Source organism: Rosettibacter sp. KY25 (assembly GCF_057554405.1).
The window spans coordinates 63,113-86,684 of record NZ_BAAJAO010000014.1 but is presented as its reverse complement, the minus strand read 5'-3'; the positions used below and the strand labels follow the sequence as shown (position 1 = coordinate 86,684).

13 protein-coding genes are annotated in these 23,572 nt (G+C 31.9%); 11 read left to right on the top strand and 2 right to left on the bottom strand.

Features of this window, described 5'->3' with window-relative positions; all coding sequences use genetic code 11:
* Positions 1-1,061, top strand: a 1,061-nt coding sequence (locus AC27L2_RS09720) for an O-acetylhomoserine aminocarboxypropyltransferase/cysteine synthase family protein (protein ID WP_487211573.1), incomplete at its 5' end; no start/stop codon positions are given.
* A gap of 45 nt (positions 1,062-1,106) precedes the next feature.
* Entirely contained in the window at positions 1,107-2,240 is a 1,134-nt protein-coding gene (gene metX, locus AC27L2_RS09715) for a homoserine O-acetyltransferase MetX (protein ID WP_487211572.1), read from the top strand.
* A 55-nt stretch (positions 2,241-2,295) separates the two neighbouring features.
* On the opposite strand, the gene AC27L2_RS09710 is transcribed toward metX, so the two are convergent.
* Positions 2,296-4,416 carry a S46 family peptidase gene (locus tag AC27L2_RS09710; RefSeq protein WP_487211571.1) on the bottom strand — a complete coding sequence of 707 codons (2,121 nt, stop codon included), beginning with the start codon at positions 4,414-4,416 and terminating at the stop codon, positions 2,296-2,298.
* Positions 4,417-4,533: 117 nt separating this feature from the next.
* Positions 4,534-4,884, bottom strand: coding sequence for a hypothetical protein (locus AC27L2_RS09705; RefSeq protein WP_487211570.1), 351 nt, complete (start codon positions 4,882-4,884; stop codon positions 4,534-4,536).
* 216 nt (positions 4,885-5,100) lie between these two features.
* Here AC27L2_RS09705 and AC27L2_RS09700 point away from each other — a divergent pair, with 216 nt between their 5' ends.
* The 9 genes from AC27L2_RS09700 to AC27L2_RS09660 all read left to right on the top strand — a co-directional run bounded on the left by AC27L2_RS09700 (position 5,101) and on the right by AC27L2_RS09660 (position 23,519).
* A complete protein-coding gene (locus tag AC27L2_RS09700; protein ID WP_487211569.1) occupies positions 5,101-8,487 on the top strand; it encodes a hybrid sensor histidine kinase/response regulator in 3,387 nt (1,128 codons plus the stop codon).
* Between the two features lie 52 nt (positions 8,488-8,539).
* Positions 8,540-9,859: an extracellular solute-binding protein gene (locus AC27L2_RS09695; RefSeq protein WP_487211568.1), complete on the top strand. Its 1,320-nt coding sequence runs from the start codon at positions 8,540-8,542 to the stop codon at positions 9,857-9,859.
* 12 nt (positions 9,860-9,871) lie between these two features.
* Positions 9,872-11,344 (top strand): sensor histidine kinase, encoded by a 1,473-nt coding sequence (locus tag AC27L2_RS09690; protein WP_487211567.1) that lies wholly within the window; start codon positions 9,872-9,874, stop codon positions 11,342-11,344.
* A 49-nt stretch (positions 11,345-11,393) separates the two neighbouring features.
* Positions 11,394-12,857, top strand: a complete 1,464-nt coding sequence (locus AC27L2_RS09685) for a sigma-54-dependent transcriptional regulator (RefSeq protein ID WP_487211566.1) — start codon at positions 11,394-11,396, stop codon at positions 12,855-12,857.
* A 260-nt stretch (positions 12,858-13,117) separates the two neighbouring features.
* A complete protein-coding gene (locus AC27L2_RS09680) occupies positions 13,118-16,255 on the top strand; it encodes a TonB-dependent receptor (protein ID WP_487211565.1) in 3,138 nt (1,045 codons plus the stop codon).
* A 20-nt stretch (positions 16,256-16,275) separates the two neighbouring features.
* Positions 16,276-18,393 carry a hypothetical protein gene (locus AC27L2_RS09675; RefSeq protein ID WP_487211564.1) on the top strand — a complete coding sequence of 706 codons (2,118 nt, stop codon included), beginning with the start codon at positions 16,276-16,278 and terminating at the stop codon, positions 18,391-18,393.
* An 11-nt stretch (positions 18,394-18,404) separates the two neighbouring features.
* Positions 18,405-19,409 carry a PorV/PorQ family protein gene (locus tag AC27L2_RS09670; RefSeq protein ID WP_487211563.1) on the top strand — a complete coding sequence of 335 codons (1,005 nt, stop codon included), beginning with the start codon at positions 18,405-18,407 and terminating at the stop codon, positions 19,407-19,409.
* A 44-nt stretch (positions 19,410-19,453) separates the two neighbouring features.
* Positions 19,454-20,656 (top strand): IPT/TIG domain-containing protein, encoded by a 1,203-nt coding sequence (locus AC27L2_RS09665; RefSeq protein WP_487211562.1) that lies wholly within the window; start codon positions 19,454-19,456, stop codon positions 20,654-20,656.
* A gap of 31 nt (positions 20,657-20,687) precedes the next feature.
* Positions 20,688-23,519 (top strand): TIM-barrel domain-containing protein, encoded by a 2,832-nt coding sequence (locus AC27L2_RS09660; protein ID WP_487211561.1) that lies wholly within the window; start codon positions 20,688-20,690, stop codon positions 23,517-23,519.
* Positions 23,520-23,572 lie beyond the last annotated feature (53 nt).

Here is a 23,572-nt window from a genome sequence, read left to right as displayed (position 1 = left end):
CTTCTTCGGGTCAGGCAGCAGAAACTTTAACAATAACTACAATTGCTCAGGCAGGAGATAATATTGTATCTACAAGTTTTTTGTATGGAGGCACTTACAATCTTTTCAAAGTAACTCTGCCAAGATTAGGAATTGATGTTAAATTTGTTAACTCTGATGAACCAGAAGAATTCGAAAAAGCAATTGATAAAAAAACAAAAGCACTTTATATCGAAACTATTGGCAATCCCAAATTAAATGTGCCAGATATAAAAGCACTTGCAGATTTAGCTCACTCACATAACATTCCTTTAATTGTTGATAACACATTTGGAGCTGCAGGTTATCTTGCAACTCCAATTCGTCATGGTGCAGATATTGTTGTTGCTTCTGCAACTAAATGGATTGGCGGTCATGGAACATCAATTGGTGGAGTTATTGTAGATTCAGGAAAATTTGATTGGGGAAACGGAAATTTCCCATTGTTCACCGAACCAAGTCCTGGATATCATGGCTTAAATTTCTGGGAAACATTTGGCAAAGATTCTCCTTTCGGAAATATAGCTTTTATTATTCGTGCAAGAGTAGAAGGTTTGCGTGATATTGGTGCGTGCTTAAGTCCTTTTAATGCATTTCTATTTTTACAGGGATTAGAAACATTATCACTGCGAGTCGAAAGACATTCTCAAAATGCAATGAAACTTGCTGAATGGCTTAAAAATGATAAAAGAGTTACATGGGTTTGGTATCCCGGATTAAAAGAACATCCATATCATGAACAGGCAAAAAAATATTTGAATCATAATTTATTTGGTTCGATGCTTGCATTTGGTATTAAAGGTGGATTGGAAGCCGGTAAAAAATTTGTTGATAGTGTTGAACTTGCCAGCTTGCTTGCAAATGTTGGAGATGCAAAAACTCTTGTTATTCATCCTGCATCAACAACTCATCAACAATTATCTAAGGAAGAACAACTTGCTGCTGGTGTAACTGATGATATGATTCGTGTTTCTGTTGGACTTGAACATATTGATGATATTATTGAAGATTTTGATCAGGCTCTAAGTAAAGCATGCAGCTAAAAATTATTTCCAAAAATATTTTTTATAGAAGAAAGAGTTGATTGAATGTTGAAACCAATAACTAAATTTGTTGAACTGTTCAAAGATAAACCTTTAACTCTGCTAAACGGAAAGCAGCTTAAAAATATTAGGGTAGCTTATCAGACTTATGGACAATTAAATAAAGCCGGTGATAATGCTGTATGGATTTTTCATGCATTAACAGGAAATTCTCATGCTGCTGGTATTGTAACTGAAGAGGAAATTCAAAATTCCTCTTCATACGAATTTCTTACAAAATACAACAAAATGTTTCTTGGAAAACCCGGCTGGTGGGATGCATTAATAGGTCCAAATAAAATTTTTGATACAAATAAATTTTTTGTTGTTTGCAGCAATTTTTTAGGCGGCTGTTATGGAACCACAGGACCATCAGATATTAATCCATTAACAAATAAAAAATATGGATTGGATTTTCCTGTTGTTACTGTGAGAGACATGGTTAGAGTTCAAAAAGAGCTGGCAGATTTTCTTGGCATTAAAAAAATTAGAATTGCAACCGGCGGTTCACTTGGTGGAATGCAAACTCTCGAACTTGCAATTATGTATCCTGATTTTGTAGAAAAAATAATTCCAATTGGTGCTTCTGCAGCTCATTCTGCATGGGCTGTTGCATTAAATGATATTGCTCGTTCTTCAATTATGAATGACCCCGAATGGAAAAATGGCAATTATGAAAATCAACCAAAAGGCGGGCTTTCTAATGCAAGAAAAATTGGAATGATTAGTTACAGAACAATGATTTCTTTTCAAAAAAGATTTAACAGAGAAAGAGTAAATATTAATGATGAACTAAATCCATTAAATAAATTTCAGGTTCAGAGCTATCTTGATTATCAAGGAGAAAAACTTGTAAACAGATTTGATGCTAATACTTATTTGTATATTACATGGGCAATGGATTTGCATGATGTTGGTTATATGAGAGGTGGAATCAAAAATGCTCTTTCTTCAATAACGGCAAAAACTTTGTGCATTGGAATTAATTCTGATATTTTATATCCTGCAGAAGAACAAAAAGAAATTGCATCTCAAATTCCTAATGCAAAGTATGATGAAATTAATTCTGATGTGGGACACGATGCCTTCTTGATTGAATTTGAACAGCTTGAAAAAATTTTCTCAAAATTTATTTATTAAAAAACTCGCAGATTACACAGAAAATATTTTCTGCATAATCTGCGAGTGATAAAATTTATTTCTTCATTTTGCCTTCTTTTAATTCATAAACAATTCTGTCTGCCTTATAAATTTTTTCTGCAGCATGAACAATTGCTCTTGCATCAACACCAACACAGCGATTGTTATGAGGCATGTAAATAAAATTCCCAACTATGCTGTCCATATTGCCGTCGAAAGCAAGACCAACAACTTCTGCATTTTTATTGATGATAGCACTACCAGAATTGCCTCCAACAATATCATTTGTTGAAATAAAATTGAATGGAGTTGAAAGATCAAAATCTGCTGGAATTTTTGTCCATCTTTCGTGTAAATCCCATGGATATTCTTTGTTAAATGAATACCATCTGTCATATAATCCATAAAATGTTGTGAAGAGAGGAGCTTTTGTTCCATTGTAATCAAAACTTGCAAGTTTGCCGTCACTTATTCTTAATGTGAAATTAGCATCAGGTGGAATTGATGTTCCATAAACACTAAAGAGAGCCTGACCAAGCAAATCATCATAAACTTGAGTGGTGTTTGTAACTTCGCGTGCAAGTTTTTGGAGCTCGGGCAATTTTTCTTGTGATTCTTTTACAAATTGAATTAATGGGTCTGTAGAATTTATAATTGCATCTGCACCTTTTTTAGCAAGTTCAAGAACTTTATCTCTGTCGGAAATAATTGATTTTGATAAAAGATATTCGCCTGCTGCTTTTCCTTTTTTATTCCCAAACAAATTTTGAATGTAAGTATCGTTATCGCCAAGATTCATTCTCATGAAATCTGCCCATATCCATAATTTTGTATTTTCAAGAAGTTTATCAATCTTTTCCGGATAAATTGAATAAATGGTTGAGTCAAGTTTTTCACCTTTGTATTCAGGAGCTCGTTCATTTTCTGGTTTGCTTAACTCTTTTGCAAGGTCAATTAATTTTTTTGCAATTGAAAAATAAACAGGTGTGAATCTTGGATTAATTGTGTAAGCTGCAATCTTAGGTCCATAATTTCTCATTTCCATCTGAGTCTTCTCAATATTTTCCCATACGGTTCCATATTTTTCTTTTAATTCAGGATTATTCCACACAGCTTCCTGAAGTTTTCTTTGAAAATCTTTTTTTCTTGCCATTAAATAAGGGTCTAATAATCCTTTGTAAATTGTTGTAATAACTTTTTGGCTGTTCCCAATATTTACTCTTATTTTTTCAAATTCATCTGCGCGTTTTGGTTCAACTTTTTTGAGTTCTTCGAGAGCATTGTAATATGTATCGAGCAGGAATGCATTATTTCTGTAAATTACATCGCGCATGTATTCAAGCTGAGCAATTGTTTTAAGTCTCTGAGTTGTCCCAGGATTTCCAACTGTGAAAATTGGTTCGTTAGGGTCAATTCCTTTCAAAGTGAATTTGAAAAAGTTATAGACTTTTACAGGCTTGTCGTTTTCATAAGCTCTGTAAAAAGTAAAATCAAGATTATAGCGAGGATAAGTGAAGTTATCAAAATCTCCACCGAAGTAGGCAATTTGCATATCAGGCGCAAAAACGAGACGAATATCATTGTATCGTTTATAACCGTATAACGAGTATTTAGCACCATTGAATAATGAAACTACTTGAGCAACGAGACCAGTTTCTTTTGTTAGATTATCTGTAAGCTCTTTAATTTTTTGTTCCTTATTTTTTGCTTTTTCTTCTGGTGTGGAGCCGGTTTCTGCGGCTTTCTTAACTTCTTCTGTTACATCTTTAATGAAAACAAGTTGGTCTGCATAATAATTTGGAATCTTTCTTTCTTCTTCCAATGTCTTTGCATAAAATCCATCTTTAATTAAATCTTCCCCTTCTTTTGAAAGACGTTCTAATATTCCGCGTGCACAATGATGATTTGTCATTATTAAACCATCTTCGGATACAAACGATGCTGTGCAATTTGATAATCTGAGAGCTGATAAACGAACATCTTCGAACCATTCTTCGTCAACATTAATGCCATATGTTGATTTAAGATATTCAACCGGTGGATAATCAAATGACCACATTTTGCCGGTGTCAAAACGTTGTGCTTTTACAGTATCTAATTTTATTTGTGCATTAAGAGAAAAAAATAATGTAAAGAATAGAACTATGATTGAAAGACTGAGAAATGATTTTTTCATATTACACCTAAAATTGTGTATTAATTGATTATTGTATTCAAAAAATAAAATACTTATAAATGATAACCAATAGTTTTAATAGAAATCTCTTTGTTAATGCGAAGAAAATTTTTTGAGTCAAATAAAATCTTCCGAATAAATTATTGGTTTTATTTTTCTTTCATCATCATATGTTCCATTACAATTGCGGCATTTGTTAGTTTGAAAAACAGTTGGTATCTCTTCAGAATCTGCAGGTATGAAATTTATAATTGATAAACAATAACTGCATTGAATTATGTGATAACTTTCTGACTTTGTGCTGCAGGAAGGACAGAGAAAATTTGTTGCTTCAGCTTTTTCAATTGATTCAACTGGATAAACTGATTGACAGTTTAAATTGCTGCATTTAATTAATAAAGTATGTTTTAATTTTTGCGGTTTGATATAAATTCCATTTTTTGTTGACTCAAATAAAAACGAAGACAAGCAGTTAATCTATACCAAAAATTTTCCGAAAATACCAGAGAATTTTTTCCATTTCGAGGCAATTAATTTAGTTGGGAGAATAATAAAAGAGATAAAATGGCTTTAGCAAGAATTTATTCGATTATTAAACAATTTCTAAAATTTTATCCCTGTTTAATACCATGATTTTCTAACTTCTATTTCATAAATTGTAAACAAATTTCTGGATATTACCCCATGAATCTGTCATCAGAAAAATCATCTAACACAAAAACAAAATTTGGTTTTAAAGATATTTTAGAATTTGCACCTGTAGGCATATTAATCTTTTCAAAGGATTACAAAGTTGAGTTTGTAAATAATAACTTTTTCAGATTTACAGGTGTTGTTGATTCTTCGCCTGAAGATTTAATTGACAAAAGTATTTATGAATATAGAATTTTCGAAAACCTCGATTTAAGAAAAGATTTACTCGAATTAAAAAACCTTACAGCATTTGAAAAAGAATTAGCAGAATTAAAAACTGTTTCCGGCAGCAAAATTTCTGTTCTCTTAAAATGTGTTCCAATTGTTGTTGATAATCAATTTCAGGGCGGAATTTTAATTCTTGAGGATATAAAGTATCCATCTCTGCAGGAAGAAATTTCACTTGCAGATTCACAAAATTTCCTGGGCTTTCTTTCGAAAATAAGCGAAGCATTTTTTGTTGTAAATAAAACTGGCGAAATAAAATATTCATCCGAAAAAGTTTTTGATAAATATAATTTCCTGCTTGAATCAGAAACAACAAACTTTGGCAAGAAACCTAAAAAACTATCCGGCTTATTGTTTAAAAAAATAATTGAACAATCATCACAAACTTCTAAAACAGTATGGACAGAAATTCCATATTTGAAAGATTCATTAGAACAAAAGTTAAATTTGGCAGTTGTTCCTCTTGGCTCGGAAGAAAGCAAACCTGAAATATTTATTGTGTTAATTTCAAAAAATATTTATGAAAACAGGAATGTAGATGAAGAAATTAATGAATTAAGAAGATATGAATTTATCTCTTCAAATTTTATAGACGGCTTAATTGGAATTAACAAAGATGGAAAAATATTTTTCTGGAATGAAGGTTCAGCAAAATTATTTGGTCTTACAAGAAGCGAAGTTTTTGGCAAAACAATCTGGAAAATATTTCCCGAAATCAATGAAGATTTTTTAAAAGAACTTGAAAAGGAACTCAAAGAAAATAAAATCAAAGAAACAGTAATTAAAATCGGGAATGATGAAAGCATATCTGAATTTTACTTATTTAGATTCGGGTTATTGAAAGAAACAGAAGAAGAGAATTACATAATTCTCTGTACAAATATTACACAGAAAGCAAAATTTGAAGAAGAACTCCGCAGGTCAGAAGAAAGATTCAGAAATATAGTTATCAACTCACACGAATTTATTTGCATACTCGATATAACAGGAAAGATAATTTATGCAAATCCCTATTTACTCGAAGTTTTTAATTATACAGAAGATGAAATTAAAAAATTATTCTTCAGCGATTTGATTGATTCATATTATTTGATGAATGTTGGATTTAATATCAACGATGTGAAGAACGATGTGATTCAATCAATAGAATTGCCGTTGATAACAAAAAATCGTCAGATAATTTACACGCTTGCAAGTTTCTCTGTTGTTCGTGACGAATCAAATTCTCCTTTGTATTATAATGTTATATTAACAGATATAACTCAAAAAAAAGAATTTGAAAAAGACCTTCTTCTCATTCGTTCAATATTCGAAGCCTCGCTTGATGGCATCGCACTAATTAGCAAAAGAAAAATTTTTCTTGTTAATGATTCTTTTGTTAAGATGTTTGGTTACAAAAGTGCAAGTGAAGTAATTGGACTTGACCCTTTGGACTTTGTTGAGAACAACAGCATTGTAAAAGTTGCCAATTTAATTCAAGAACTTGAAGAAGGAAAAATTACTTCAACAAGATTGTCGTTTACAGGAATTACAAAAAACAAAACAATTATAGAATTAGAAAATTCTGTTTCATCTTATGAAGTTGAGAACGAAAAATTTATAGTATGGATTTTGCGTGATATTACAGAAGAAAAAAAATCAAAAGAAGCTTTGCAGCTATCAGAAGAAAGATACAGAAGCATTACTGAAAATATAAATGAAAGTTTCTGGACTGCAGAAAGAATTGAAGGCAAATTAAAAGAAGTATTTTATACTCCTGCAATTAAAAAAATTACTGGATATTCACCCGAATCCTTTTTGAATGACCCGACACTATGGAAAAAAATTATTCATCCCGATGATGTAAACGAAGCAATTGAAAAACTTGAGAGATTCTATAATGATGCAGCAAGAAATTCAGAAATTCTTGAATACAGAATAATTGATTCTTTAGGAAATATTATCTGGATTGAAAATAAAATTAATGTCCAAAGAGATTCCAATGGAGAAATCCAAAAAATATTTGGAATTATTAGTGACATTACTTTATCGAAAAAAGCAGAAGAAGAATTAAGAAAATCTGCTCAAGAATTAAAAGAATTAAACGAAGCAAAGGACAGATTTATTTCAATTATATCGCACGACCTTAGAACACCATTCAGTTCAATACTTGGATTTACAGATTTTTTGTTAAACGAAAAAGACCTTTCGCCCGAAAAGCAAAAGCAATACATTGAATTTATTCAGGAATCGGCAAAGAGTATGCTAAGCTTAGTAAATGCTCTGCTCGATTGGACAAGACTTCAAACAGGCAGAATAAAATTTGAACCACAAAAAATAAATGCAAAACTGTTGATAGACAGAACAATTCAAATCCTATCAGGAGCTGCATTGCAAAAAAATATTCAGCTGATTTCAGAAGTTGAAAATGATTTGTTCATTCATGCAGATGAAAATCTGCTTATGCAGGCTTTTAGTAATTTAATTTCTAACTCAATAAAATTTACAAATTCAGGCGGAAAGATTGTTATTTCAGCTAATGCTGATGTTGTTAAAAGAAATGTTCAATTTATTGTTGAGGATACTGGAATTGGAATAAAAAAAGAGGACTTGCCAAAACTTTTCAAAGTTGATGCTAAATTCACTACACCAGGAACAGCAGGAGAAAAAGGGAGCGGACTTGGTTTATCATTGGTTCATGAAATAATTCAAAAGCACGGAGGTGAAATTCGTGTTGAAAGTGAATACGGCAAGGGTTCTAAATTTATTTTTACAATTCCAGTTTCTTCATCTACAATTTTACTTGTAGATGATATTCGATACGATAGAATACTTTATTCTAAATTAATCAAGAGTCTTATTTCAGGTTACTCAATTATAGAGGCAGAAAATGGAAAACAAGCACTTGAAATTATAAAACAGAATTCACCTGCACTTGTTATTACAGACCACAAAATGCCAGTCATGAGCGGATATGACTTGGTAAAACAGCTTTTAATTTCAGATTTGAAATTTCGTCCGCCGGTAATTGTTTTGAGCAGCGACATCAACAAAGCAATCGAAGAAGAATATAGAAGTCTTGGCATAGAATTTATATTTCAAAAACCAGTTAACCTTAGCAATTTCAAAAATGCAATTGAAAAATCATTACGGAAAGCAATGTTCTCTTAAAAATTATGATATATAAAAAATTAGAAGAGGTGAGCAATTGAAGAAGATTATTATGAAAATCAAAGAATCACCTGTATGGTTAATCTCGGTTTTATTTTCAGTTGTAGCAATTTTCTTTTTTATATATCTGCCTTTTCAAATAAATCTTTTTCCAAAAGGAACAGTAAAAAAGATTTATTATGTCGACAATATTTCTCCAGCTCACTTAAAAATTATAAATAAGTTCAATAAACTTCATAAAAATGAAATCGAAGTTGTGCCTGTAAATTTGCCTTTTTATCACTTTACAACAAACGATAGAAAAGCAATACTTACTCGTTCATTGAGAAACAGAAGTGATGGTATAGACATTTTTGCTGTTGATTTAATCTGGATTCCCCGTTTTGCAAAATGGGGCTTTCCAATGGATGAATATTTTACAGAAGAAGAACTTCAGAAAGTTAATAAGATGGCATTAAAAGCAGGCTATCAAAACGATACCCTTGTTGCTTTTCCATTATTTCTTGATGCTGGAGTTTTATACTTTCGAAAAGATTTAATTCGTAAACTACCAGATGGATTATCACTGGAGAAGAAAATTCGAAACTCATTGACATGGGATGAATTTATTTCTCTTGGCAATAGATTTAAATCATTTCAAAATCCTTTCTATGTTTTTCAGGGAGGCGATTTTGAAGGAATGGTATGCAGTTTTCATGAACTTCTATCAGAAGATGAAAGCAATGATATATTTTATAAAAAACCAATTGAATTAAACACAAAATCTGCAAGAAGAGCTTTGCAACAATTAGTAGATTTTATTCACAAATATAAATTCTCTCCTATTGAAGTAACTCGATTCGATGAGTTCATGAGTTATCTCTATGCAAATGAGAATAATGCTGTTTTTTTAAGAGGATGGATTGGATTTCATAAACAATATAAAAAATTTCTTAAGGATACTTCCAACATACAAAATATGGAAATTGCTCCATTGCCGCATTTTGATGGCAATAACACATCATGTGTTTTTGGCGGATGGAGTTTAATGATTTCTAAATTTTCAAATAGAAAAGAAGAAGCTCTTAAGTTTGTTAAATTTATGTTCGAAAAAGAAAATCAAAAAATTCTTTATGAAGAGGGGGGTGTAATTCCTGTAAACGAAGAAGTATACGAAGACAGCACTTACATAAAAAATCATAAAGAATTAATTCAAATAAAACAATTACTGCAGTGGGGAAAACATAGACCATTTTTAGAAAACTACACAAGAATTTCTGAAATAATGTCCCGCTTATTTCATAAAGCATTGAAGAAAGAAATTTCTGTTGAAGAAGCTTTAAGTCAAGCAACGATGCAAATCAATAATGAAAAAGTAATAGTTCAAAAATAGGGAGCGGTATGTATGAAAGCTTTAAAGAAAATTAAAGAAATTCATTTTGGCTGGAAACATATTCTGATAATCTTTTTGATATTGATAATGTTTCAGGTCTTCGTTTCCCATTTGCAGCAAAATACACTTCGGGACCTTCTTTCAGATACAATGGATTGGTATAAGCAAAATTCAGCAGAACAAATTGGAAATCTTACAACTTCTTCATTAGAAATTCTTCTTGAAACAGACCCTATAGAAAACAATACAGACAAGCTGAACAGAGTAAAAAATTTAATACATGCACTTAACAGTATTTTGAAGCAGCCGCTCATGAAAAGAAATGTCGAGGCAATGTGTGTTATTCTTCCCTACAATGATAAATTTATTGCACTGGATTTAGGTCAGGAATTATATAATTATTACTATAATCATGAAGTTTTGGATACAACAATTGATGAAAAGTATAAAGATGCTGTCATTAAGTATGCATCGCTTCACAATAAAATGATAAAGTCTGAGTTAATTACAAGTCTTCAGGAAGAGCAAAATGTATTTCATGTTTTTATTCCATTAGTTCCATATGGTGAATACAGCGGTGCAGTTTATTTAAGAATACGTCCGGATGTATCATTCATTAGTCAACAAATTTTATCTAGTTTTAATAAAACTGTTTTAATATTCTCATCACTAATATTAATTGGCTTGCTTGGAATGTTTTATATTTCGACATATACAATAATTGAAAGAGATGAAGCTCGTGAATTATTATACAAAGAGAGGGAAGAACATCTTCAAAAATTAATAGCACAACAAAAAGAACATTTATTTACAAAAAGAATTTATCATACACATCATAAAGCTGAAAAAGTTATGGGCTTTATTATTGAAGATGTAGAAAAAGCCGATGAATCAAACATTAAGGAAATTAAATACAGAATTTCAAAATATGCCAATTTTATTTCACGCGTTATTTATGACATGAAATGGTATAACCCGCCGATCCAAACAATTCGAAATCCAATTTATAAAACCAATTTGAATGAACTATTAAAATTTGTAGTGGAAAATATTTTTTTGCGTCTGTCCAATCCTGTTAAAACAATAAAATTCAATTTAGAATTTGATGATAATTTGCCTTTAATTTCTATAAATGAATTTGTGATATGGGAAATCATTGAACCATTAATTCAGAATTCTATAGACCATTCGGGAACAGACATTATCAATATTTTTATCAAGACAAAATATGATAAGGAAAAAAAATTATCGATTTTGACCATTGAAGATAATGGCAAAGGAATTGATGAAACTCTGCTCGAAAAAGATGAACATGGTATTAAAAAGTTGTTTCATGAAAATGTAACAACAAAAGAAGAAGAAAAAAATCGAGGTTATGGCTGTTACATTGCTTATGAAATAGCAAAAAGATGTGGCTGGGAACTGGATGCAGAAAATAAGTCTGAAGGAGGCTGCATATATAAATTAATTATAAAACATAATTAAGATTAGCACGGTAATTGCAAGGTAAAGAGAAAAATTTAGGGGGATTCAAATGCAATTGAATAAACAGATAAATCTATTATTAATTGAAGATGAATCATACGATGTCAATAGAATTAAAAAAACTTTGGCTCCATTTAGTCAATGGCTGATTATTAAAAATGTTGTAGCAGATGGACAATCTGCAATTGAACTGATAGAAAATCATGAAGATGAGTATGATGTGATAATTATGGATTATCAAATAATGGGACCTCTTACAGGAGAAAAATTAATTCGTAAAATAAAATCAATAGACCCCTTCATTCAAATTATAGTAATTACAAAGATGACAATTAATGTTACAGATTTTGAATTTGCAAATAAATTAATTGAAGCAGGTGCAATGTGGTTTTGTACAAAGTATCCATCTGACATTCAGGATTATGTTTATCAGCCCACAGATTTATTGCTTTCCATTCTAAATGCTTACGAGAAAAAAAGATTAAATAAAGAAAAAGCAAAATCAAATTCACAATTAAATCAATCAATAAATAACATATTAAATGACAAAAAAATAATTGGAGAATCTGCAGTAGTAAAGAATTTAATAAAACAAATTGAGAAGGCTGCTTCCAAAGATGCAACCGTATTAATTCATGGTGCATCGGGCACAGGTAAAGAACTTGTAGCTACCCACATTCATTATTTGAGCAAAAGAAAATATGAAAACTTTGTTACAGTAAATGCAGGTAGTATTCCTTCAGAACTGATTGAAAGTGAATTATTCGGCTTTGAAAAAGGCTCGTTTACAGGAGCAATAAATGCAAAAAAAGGCTTATTTGAAATAGCAAATAATGGAACAATTTTTCTTGATGAGATTGCAGAACTCTCCATGTCTTCTCAGGTTAAATTATTAAGAGTGTTGCAGGATGGTGAAATTGATAAAATCGGAAGAACAGGCACACTCAAAGTAGATGTTCGAATTATAGCTGCAACAAATATTGACCTTGAAAAAGCAGTAAGCGAAAAAAAATTTCGGGAAGATTTATATTACAGATTAAATGTAATTAACATTTACACACCTGCATTGCGTGAAAGAATAGAAGATATTCCGCTTTTGACAAAATACTTTATTGAAAAATATTCAATTCAAATGGATATGGAAGCTCCGGAAATCAAAAGTGATGCAATTGAAATTTTACAATCCTATGATTGGCCTGGAAATATCAGGCAGCTTCAGAATGTAATTCAAAGACTTTTAATTTCATGCGAAGATGTAATTAAGAAAGAAGATGTTTTAAATATACTTGATGCTAAAAAAGTTAGAAATATATCTGAGCCAGAGTTCTGGTTTGGGAATAAAATTCTTAAATGGAGAGATATGGAAAGACTTTTTAGGTGCAAATATTTTACTTATGTAAAAGAAAAAACAAAATCTGAATCAGAAGCAGCAAGATTGCTTGGAATGGCTCCCTCAAATTTTTATAGAATGTGTAATAAACTTGGAATTAAAAACACATCAAAGAATGAATAATTTTATCAAATTGATATTTATTTCAATGCGGGGCATTATCATTTTGATATAAAATAATTTTATTATTCATATAAATCAGTTTGCAATTATAAATAAAGAACAATTTTTAATAAGTGTTAATTGGTATAATCATTGACTAAAGAATTTCTTTGATTTTGGTGAAATATCTAATTGAAAAGTATTTTTAAATCAAAGAATATCCAAATCAGAAGAAAAATTTAAGATTAATACCATGAATTAAAATTAGAAGGAGCGATTTTATGAGAAAAATTTTAATACTAATTTTATTCACTTTGTTGCAAACGATTGCGGGAACAATTTCGCTATGGGCTGGCACCACAGGTAAAATTGCCGGGAAAATTACAGATAAATCTACTGGCGAACCTTTGATTGGTGCCAATGTGATTGTTTCCGGAACTTCTTTAGGTGCTGCTACAGATGCAAATGGTCTTTATACAATTCTTGACATTCCACCTGGCACTTATAGCATTCAGATTTCTTATATCGGGTATCGAAAACTAACCATTAATGATGTTCGTGTTTTTATTGACCAGACAACAAGAATTGATGCTGCTCTGGAATCCGAAGCAATTGAACTTGGGGCAATGGTTATCGTAGCCGAACGAAAATTAATTAAACCTGATGTTGCTACCAGTGTAGTTGCAATTTCAGAAAAAGAAGTTCAAGAACTTCCAATAAGTTCTGTTGCTGGCGCAATTGGCCTTCAAGCTGGCGTACAGGGATTAAGCGTTCGTGGTGGAGGAAGCGATAGATTACTGTTTCTGCTTGATGGTGTTACACTGCGTGACCCAAGAAATAATCAGCCTACTGCAAATGTTCCTCTCAGTTCAATTAAAGAAATATCACTCGAACGAGGCGGATTCAATGCTGAATATGGTCAGGTTCGTTCTGGTATCGTTAATGTTGTAACAAGAGAAGGAAGCAGACAAAATTATAATGCAAGTATTCAAGTTAGATATAGACCACCTGGACCAAAATATTGGCGGGGCGAAGGAATTCTTGATGTTCATGACCCTTACTCTTATATCTTCCGCCCTTTTTATGACCCTGAAGTTTGCTGGACAGGCACAAGTGCATGGGATGAATATACAAGAAAACAATATCCTGAATTTATGGGCTGGAACGAAGTTTCTAAAAAATTAAATACTGATAATGACCCCACAAATGATTTAACTCCTCTTGGTGCTCAAAGAGTTTTTATGTATGAAACAAGAAAGAAGCAGCCAAATAATCAGCCTGATTATGAAATTGATGCTGGATTTGGCGGTCCAGTTCCATTTATAAGCAAAAGTTTGGGTGATTTGAGATTTTATACTTCCTACAGAAGCAACAGGGAAATGCTCCTTTTTCCACTTACAAGACCAGATTACAGAGATTATGATTGGACATTACAGCTTAATTCTGATATATCACAATCAATTAAACTAAGAATTTCTACCTTAGTTGGTAAACAATTTACTATACGACATAACTGGGATGCAACTGGAATTTATTATTATCCAAGATATCCCAATGAAATTGCTGGAGTTGCAAGCGGTATTTATGCCCCTTCAGATTTAATTACCATGTTTTCCGATTTTAATTTTTCACTTGCAGATATTGGACATCAATCCTATGCTGCTAAAATAACTCATTCATTAGGTTCAAATACTTTTTACGAAGTTTTATTAGAACATTTTAGAAGTGATTACAATGTTCGGCCTACTCGCTGGCGCGATACATCAAAATTATATGAGATAATCCCTGGATTTTTTGAAGATGAAAATCCATTCGGTTATTGGCCTTATGAAGCTAAAGGTGTTATTGTTACGGGCGGTCAACATGTAGCAAAAGCAAGAGATTTTAGTGTCGTAAGTTCAACAACTATTAAAGCCGATTTAACAAGTCAAATTAATTTTAATAATCTTGTTAAAGCAGGTGCAGAATTTGTTTATAACGATTTGAACCTTGATTACGGTACAATTGCATCTGCTACAGCTGGCAAAACATATGCTGTGCGAGTTCAACAAAGAGTAAATCCAATTAGAGCTGCTTTTTATGCTCAGGATAAAATTGAGTTCGAAGGTTTAACAGTAAATTTAGGATTGCGAGTTGATTACAGTAATTCCAATACAGAATGGTGGATGACAGACCCATTCGATATTTATTTCTTTTCTTCAAAGTATAATGAATCTCGAACATTTCCAAAAGAAAAATCAAAGCCACAATGGCAGCTTAGTCCACGTCTTGGTATTGCTCATCCAATCACAGAAAGAGCAAAGTTGTTTTTTAATTATGGTCACTTCAAACAGATTCCTCAATACGAAAGTATTTTCAGAATTCAAAGAACATCTTTGAAAGCAGTATCAAGCATTGGCGACCCCAATATAATTCTTGCAAAAACTATTTCTTACGAACTTGGATTTGATTACTTAATTACAGAAGATGTTTTTTTGCAGGTTGCAGCATTTTATAATGATATTTATGACCAGCAAGATTATACGCAATATATATCAAGCACAGCTGGTTTTTCTTATTCAAAAACTACAAACAATAATTATGAAGATACACGCGGATTTGAATTAACACTTAGAAAAACAAGAGGAAGATGGTGGTCTGGTTTTGCTAATTATACTTATCTGGTTAGAACAAGCGGACATTTTGGCAGTTCTCAAATTTATGATGACCCTTCTTTGCAAAAAGCATGGGATGAACAAACAGTTAATTTATATCAGGATAGACCAATTCCACAACCCTTTGCAAGAGTAAATATTAATTTTTACACTCCTGACGACTTTGGACCTTCGATATTTGGTCATAAAATTTTATCTAACTGGATGCTCAATGTAATTGTTGACTGGCAGGCTGGTGGTTATGTTACATGGAATCCAAAAGGTTTGCCGGCAGTTTCTTACAATGTAAAATCTGTTGATTATTTTAATACATCATTAAGACTCAATAAAACTTTTGATATTGGCAAATTTAGGTTCGATTTATTTATGGACGTTTATAATGTTCTTAATACTCTGCGTTTATGGAACACAGGAGACCAGGATTATCTTAGGTCTTTGCATCTTCCTAAAAATGAAGCTTATGATAATATTCCGGGAAATGATAAAGTTGGCGATTATAGAAAACCCGGTGTCGAATTCCAACCAATGGAATTTCAGGCTGTAATCGACCCGACCAAACCAGGTAAGAAAAATGTAATTTATTACGAAGGCACTACTTCAAAATATTATGAATATGTCAATAATCAATGGCAGGAAGTTGATAATGCAAGAATTAATAAAATTCTTGAAGATAAAGCTTATATCGATATGCCAAATCAATCAACATTCTGGTTCTTAAACCCTAGAAGTTTTTACTTCGGTTTAAGAGTATCATTTAATTTATAGAAAATTAAAAAGAGGTCTTCATGAAAAAGTATAAAAATTTTTTACTGATAATTTTTCTTTTAATTGGTATTACAAAATTATCAGCACAGGATATCAGATGGTTAAGAATAGGTCAGCTTCAAACACCAATTAACGAAATTGGTGCTGAATTCGAAAATGAATTTCCACAAGGAAACACAAATTATTTGTCCTGGCCAGCTTTGTATGGAATTGACCAGAATACTTGCAGAATGAGAGGTTTATGGATTGGATGCAAAAATTTTTATGACCCTGTTGAAAAGAAATTAAAAGGAGTAAAAGTTATAGGTTCCGGTCCACGAGATGCAAGCGACCGCGTTAATCAAATTTTTGAGAAAGAAATTAAACTTGTTGGAAGAAATTTACATCCAGTTGTTATTGTAGATGACCAAAAAGCAAGTGTGCTTGATAATTATGATAATCTCGATAGTCTTGATGAAAATCTTCCAGCCGATAGAATGGTAATTGTGAAATTTAATACTTCAATTGGAATTTCAGTTACAAAAAAAGTCTATGCATTTTCACAACCGAATCATGATGATTATATAATTCATGAATATATCTTTAAGAATACTGGAATTTATAATCGTGCAGGAGATGTTTATAAACAAACTTTGAAAGATGTGTGGTTTTACTTTGTTTATAGATATGCTTTTGCTGGAGTAACATCATCGGGCTATGGTTCAACTTGGGGCGCATTTTCTTCAACATGGGGCAATAGCACAATTAATCATGCTTTTGGTTTTAATCCTAATTCACCTGAATTTACAGACCCAAATTCACCAACATATAACATGAGGGGATTTTATTCTTGGTATGGACCAAACAGGGATAGACCCGTTTCTTATGATGAAGATTGGGGCTGTCCAAATGAATCAGAAGATGGAGTATTGGGCTCAGCTAAATTTGCAGGATGTGTAACTCTTCATGCAGATATTAGTGCAAAAGATAAAAATGATGACATTTTTCAACCAAAAACAACATGGTTTATCGGTTCAGATATAACTGCAATGCAGGCAAATGTTAGTCAATATGATGAAGTTTTTATGGGCGACCGATATGATATTATGAGCGAAGGACATGCACCACGGCAGCATGATGAAGTAGTTGGAAATGATTATCCAATAAATTACACAGACCCAAGAAGACAAACCGGAGGAGGAACAAGTCAAGGTCAAGGTTTTGGACCTTATACACTTGAATATGGTGACAGTATTAGAATTGTTTTTGCTGAAGCAGTTACAGGTTTATCGTGGGAGATGGCAAGAATTGTAGGAAATAACTGGCTGCAATGGAGAAATAATTCTCCTTCAAAACCTCCATTAATTTTACCTGATGGTTCACAAACTCAAAATCATAATCTTTATAAAAAATTGTGGGTCTACACAGGGAAAGATTCTATTCTAAAAGTATTTAGAAGTGCCCTGAAGAATTTCAATAATAATTTGAATATTCCTCAACCTCCACCACCGCCAAAAACTTTTACAGTTACTTCTGGCGGCGATAGAATAAAACTTGAATGGTCAGACAATGCTACATCATGGCCTCATTTTAATGGTTATGTAATTTATCGAGCTGAAGGCAGAGTACTCGATTATAGAACTACATACGAAAAAATTTTTGAATGCGATAAATCTAATGTGGTACACAGCTTTGATGATAAAACTGCAAAAAGAGGATTTGATTATTATTACTTTATTCAAACAAAAGATGATGGAACTCAAAACGATATTGAACCTGGCAAACCTTTATACAGCAGTCCTTTCTGGACAATAACAACAAGATCAGCAACATTGCAACGTCCACCAGTTACAACTACTCTCGACTCTGTTAGAGTTGTTCCAAATCCTTATGATATAAGAGCAAGAATATATCAGTTTGGAGTCCAATCTCAGTATGACCGCATTGCATTTTATGGTTTACCCCCTGTTTGCAAGTTGAAAATATTTACTGAACGCGGTGATTTAATCTGGGAAAAAGACCATACTAACGGTTCTGGTGATGAACTTTGGGATTCATTAACAAAATATGGTCAAATTATTTCAAGTGGAATTTATATCCTTTATGTCGAAACTCCAGATGGTCGTTCTGTTTTCCGAAAATTTGTAGTAATCAGATAAGGAGATTATAAATGAAATCCTCAATAAAAATTTTATTAATATTATGTTTTTTCTATCATTCAGAATTTGCACAGGAAAAACAGAAATTAGCACAAAGCGGCTTTCAATTTTTAAGCGTTGTTTCAGATGCTCATGCTGCTGCTATGGCAGAAGCTATGACAAGCCTTAAGTTCGGTTCAAGTTCATTATTTTTTAATCCTGCAGGAATGTCTGATATGAATAGTTTTATTGATGTCACTGCAAGCTCAAATAAATGGATTGCAGATATTAATCATTACACCTTTAGTCTTGCAATTAATCCATTCAATGGAAACTATGGTGTTATTGGATTCAGTATTCAAAGTGTTGATTACGGTGAATTTTATGGAACAAGAGTAAATAAAGCATCTCCACTTGGTTATGATGATGTTGGAATTTTTAAATTGAGCGCAATTGCTGTTGGAATTGGTTATGCTAAACAATTAAGTGATAAATTTAGTGTCGGTGGACAAATTCGCTGGGTTCATCAGAATTTAGGTGAAAGTATTATCCCAGTTTTTAATACTGGAGTCGATACAACTCAACAAAAAGTTTCCAATAAATTATCTCCTCTGGTTTTTGATTTTGGGACACAATACAAAACTGGTTTCAAGAGCCTTGTATTTGGTATGTCAGTAAGAAATTTTTCAAGCGAAGTTAAATATGCTAAAGAAGGTTTTCAGGCTCCTTTAGTTTTTTCTCTTGGCATATCAATGAATTTATTAGATTTTATAAATGAACTCCCTTATAATCAGTCTCTTTATTTAAGTATTGATGCTTGCCATCATCGCGACCATCCTGAACAAGTTAAAATTGGAATCGATTATAAAATTTTTAACATGTTCTCTTTGAGAGGCGGTTATATGTCCAACAATTTTGAAAGCGGTTTTACTTTTGGTTTTGGTGTTTCAAAATATGGTTTCACATTTGATTATGCATATACACCTTTTGGAGTATTTGATAAGGTTCAAAGATTTACTGCAAGATTTTCATTTTGATTCGTATGAAATATTTATAAAAAATTTTGAAGGAGAATTTAATCATGAAAATTTTTCAAAAATTATTCTTGCTAATTTTATTAATGCTTGCAGTGAAGTTTATTACAGGCTGCAAATATGAAGTTGCCGAACCTATGTGGGACAAAGAATTTCAAGGTGCACCAATTCCTAAAATTATTTCTGTCAATCCACCACAAGCATCAGCAGGCGTTAATACAATTTCAATTGAAGGAGAAAATTTAGATGTAAACGGCACTACTGTATATTTTGATAATCTGATTGCAGATATTATTTCATCTTCTCAATCCAAAATTGTTGTAAGAAGACCTAATCTGGTCTCTCAATCATGTTACATAAAAGTTGTTCCAAATCAAGCTCTTGTAGTTGCAAAATATGGTCCTTATAAAATTGATAAAGTAGTTGAACGTTATGGTTCTTTCCTCGAGAACTTACAATTAAGTGTTCTTGCAGTTGATAAAAGTGAAAATCTTTATGTGGTTGAAACATCTTCAAGAAATATTGTTAAAGTTACTCCTGATGGAGGTAAATCTGTAATTGGAACTGTAACACGAACTTCAACTGATGCAAGAGTAGGACCTAATGCAAAACTTTATCTGTTAGGAAATAATCGTTCAATTGATATGGTTGATTTAACTACTGGAGTAACTAAAGAATGGATTAGACTTCCTTCTGGTCGTGTTGTTAAATTTGGCGACTTTGATGCAAATGGATATTTTTATACTGGAGGAACAAGAAGCGACCTTGTAATTATTGCACCAGATTTATCATTAAGTTATGCTGGTCTTTATTCTTCAGATGAAATTCTTGCAGTTCGTGTTTTCAACAATTATGTTTATGTTGTATCGCGCAAAGCTGGAACTCAAGATGTAGCTAAAATATGGCGCCATCCAATAATTTCTCCAGGAATTTTAGGCACAAGAGAATTATTTCTTGATTTAAGCAGCTTTTCAGAATTTGCTTCTCGCACAATTAAGAGTATAACATTTTCTTTAGAAGGAAAAATGTTTATAGCTACAGATTCTGTTAATCCAATTTTAATTTATGATTCATCTTTAAATCAAATCGATTATTTTTATAAAGGAATACTTCCTCCATATTGTAAATATTTTTATTGGGGAAATGAAAATTATCTTTATATGATTATTGGCGATGCAGCTGCTGGCCAGGAATGGACAGTCTATCGTGTTGATATGGGCTCGAAAGGTGCTCCTTATTTTGGAAATTAAATTTTTTTGAAATACAAAAAGGAGAGAAATTGTGAAAATAAAATTTTACTGGCTGCTGTTAATTTTATTTTTATCTAACATTTATGCTTTCGAAAAACAAAAAGACGCAATATTGCTTCATCTAAAAAAAGTAAAAGAACATGATGCTCAATTGTTAAAAATTCATATTGTTGATGATAATATAATTCATGTTGTTGCTTCTCCAAAAAATTCATTTTCAAATCGGGAAAGTTTAATAATCGAAAAAAGAAAATGGAAACCTGCCAGTTGGACTGCAGAAGAAAAAAATGGATTTATTGAAATTGTTACATCAAAATTAATTGTAAAAGTAAAATCTGATGACGGCAAAATTTCTTTTTATAGTAAAGATGGAAAATTAATTTTAAATGAAAGTGCAAACGATAGCAAAATTATTTCACCAGCAGAAGTAATGGGAGAACAAACTTATCATATTCAACAAATTTTTGATTCACCAGAAAACGAAGCTTTCTATGGTTTAGGTGCTCATCAAAATGGAATAATGAATTATAAAGGTCATGATGTTGACCTTTGGCAGTACAATATTGTTGATGTAATACCATTTCTTCTCTCAAGTAAAAATTATGGAATATTGTGGGATAATTATTCACGAACAAAATTTGGCGACATAAGAGATTATCAATCTCTTCCTGAAGTTTTTAAACTTTATGATAAAAATGGAAATCAAGGAGGATTAACTGCTGAATATTTTACAGAAGAAAATTTTCAAAACCTATTTTATTCTCAAACAGAATCAAAAATTGAACATGAATTTCTTGACAAAAACGACCCATTCCCTCAGGGCTTTAATGAGCATGTAAAATCAGTTAGATGGTCTGGCGAAATTGAATGTATTAAAGAAGGAATTAACAAGTTAAGATTATATTGCTCTGGTTATACAAAAATGTGGATTGATGATTCACTTGTTGTTGATTCATGGCGGCAAAATTGGCTTCCATGGACTCATTTTCAAAGAATAAACATGAAAGAAGGTGAGCGACATAAAATCAAAATCGAGTGGATTCATTCAGGTGGTTATATTGGATTAAAAGCTTTGACACCTTCTGATGTTGATTACAATAAACTACTTTCACTTTATTCAGAAGTTGGAGACCAGATTGATTATTATTTCATTTATGGTAAAAATCTCGATGAAGTTATTCATGGATATAGAACATTAACTGGCAAAACACCAATGATGCCTAAATGGGCAATGGGATTATGGCAATGTCGCGAAAGATACAAAACTCAAGATGAATTGATTTCAATTGTAAAAGAATTTCGTGAAAGAAAAATTCCGATTGATAATATTGTTCAGGATTGGTTCTACTGGAAAGAAAACCAATGGGGAAGTCATGAATTTGATAAAGAACGTTATCCTGACCCGGCAAAAATGGTTAAAGATCTTCATGAAAAATATCATGTAAGAATTATGATATCTGTTTGGCCCAAGTTCTATATTGGAACAAAACATTATGAAGAATTCAGAAAAAATGGATGGCTTTACATGCGCAATGTTGAAGTTGGTCAAAAAGATTGGGTTGGCCCTGGATATATATCAACCTTTTACGACCCTTACAGCAGTGATGCTCGTAAACTTTACTGGAAACAGATAAATGAAAAACTTTTCTCGCTTGGATTTGATGCATGGTGGCTCGATTCAACTGAACCCGACCTTCAATCAAATCTTTCTTTTGATGAATGGAGATTAAGAATTGGTCCTACAGCTCTGGGAACTTCTGCAAGATATTTGAATACTTATTCATTGATGAATTCAAAAGCAGTTTACGAAGGACAGAGAAAAACAAAACCAAATCAACGAGTATTTATTTTAACACGCTCGGCATTTGCTGGTCAACAAAGATATTCTGCTGCAACATGGAGCGGTGATGTTGCTGCAAGATGGTTCGACCTTAAAAATCAAATTCCAGCAGGACTTAATTTTTCTCTTTCTGGCATTCCATATTGGACTACAGATATTGGCGGATTTGCTGTTGAACCAAGATTCGAAAAACCAGATGAAAAAGACCTTGAGGAATGGCGTGAATTAAATACAAGATGGTTTCAGTTCGGTGCTTTTTGTCCAATCTTCAGAGTTCATGGTCAATATCCTTATCGTGAAATGTTTAACATTGCACCAGAAAATCATCCTGCTTTTCAATCAATGTTGAAATATGATAAGCTAAGATACAGATTAATGCCCTATATCTATTCTCTTACTGGAATGGTTACTCATCAAGATTATACAATTATGCGTGCATTGATATTCGATTTTGTCAACGATAAAAATATTTTGAATATTGGCGACCAATTTATGTTTGGTCCATCTCTCTTGATTAATCCAGTTACAGAATTCAAAGCACGCTCAAGAAAAGTTTATCTTCCCGAAAATTGTGGCTGGTATGATTTTCATACTGGAAAATATTATGATGGAGGTCAAACAATTATTGCTGATGCTCCTTATGAAGATATTCCAATTTTTGTAAAAGAAGGTTCAATTATTCCATTTGGTCCGGAAATTCAATACTCAGATGAAAAACCTGCCAATCCAATTAAATTATATGTTTACACTGGTTGTGATGCTTCCTTCACTCTTTATGAAGATGAAAATATAAACTACAATTATGAAAAAGGTTTTTATTCTACAATTGATTTTAAATACAACGAAAAAGAAAAAACATTGACAATCGAAAAAAGAAAAGGAAAATTTCCGGGAATGTTAAGAACAAGAACTTTTGAAATTGTTTGGATAAGCAAAGAAAAATCTGAAGGAATTAATTTCGAAAAAGAACCCGATGTAAAAATTATTTATGATGGAAATAAAAAAGTAATTAAAATGAAATAAATATAATCTCTTCGTTCACGAACAGCTCTGTTTAATGGACTTCAGAGAAGGTG

What these genes read in the sequence shown, in the direction of transcription:
- metX (WP_487211572.1), top strand. Translation starts at nt 1,107, where the DNA reads ATGTTGAAACCAATAACTAAATTTGTTGAACTGTTCAAAGATAAACCT.
- AC27L2_RS09710 (WP_487211571.1), bottom strand. Translation starts at nt 4,416, where the DNA reads ATGAAAAAATCATTTCTCAGTCTTTCAATCATAGTTCTATTCTTTACA.
- AC27L2_RS09700 (WP_487211569.1), top strand. Translation starts at nt 5,101, where the DNA reads ATGAATCTGTCATCAGAAAAATCATCTAACACAAAAACAAAATTTGGT.
- AC27L2_RS09695 (WP_487211568.1), top strand. Translation starts at nt 8,540, where the DNA reads ATGAAAATCAAAGAATCACCTGTATGGTTAATCTCGGTTTTATTTTCA.
- AC27L2_RS09690 (WP_487211567.1), top strand. Translation starts at nt 9,872, where the DNA reads ATGAAAGCTTTAAAGAAAATTAAAGAAATTCATTTTGGCTGGAAACAT.
- AC27L2_RS09685 (WP_487211566.1), top strand. Translation starts at nt 11,394, where the DNA reads ATGCAATTGAATAAACAGATAAATCTATTATTAATTGAAGATGAATCA.
- AC27L2_RS09680 (WP_487211565.1), top strand. Translation starts at nt 13,118, where the DNA reads ATGAGAAAAATTTTAATACTAATTTTATTCACTTTGTTGCAAACGATT.
- AC27L2_RS09675 (WP_487211564.1), top strand. Translation starts at nt 16,276, where the DNA reads ATGAAAAAGTATAAAAATTTTTTACTGATAATTTTTCTTTTAATTGGT.
- AC27L2_RS09670 (WP_487211563.1), top strand. Translation starts at nt 18,405, where the DNA reads ATGAAATCCTCAATAAAAATTTTATTAATATTATGTTTTTTCTATCAT.
- AC27L2_RS09665 (WP_487211562.1), top strand. Translation starts at nt 19,454, where the DNA reads ATGAAAATTTTTCAAAAATTATTCTTGCTAATTTTATTAATGCTTGCA.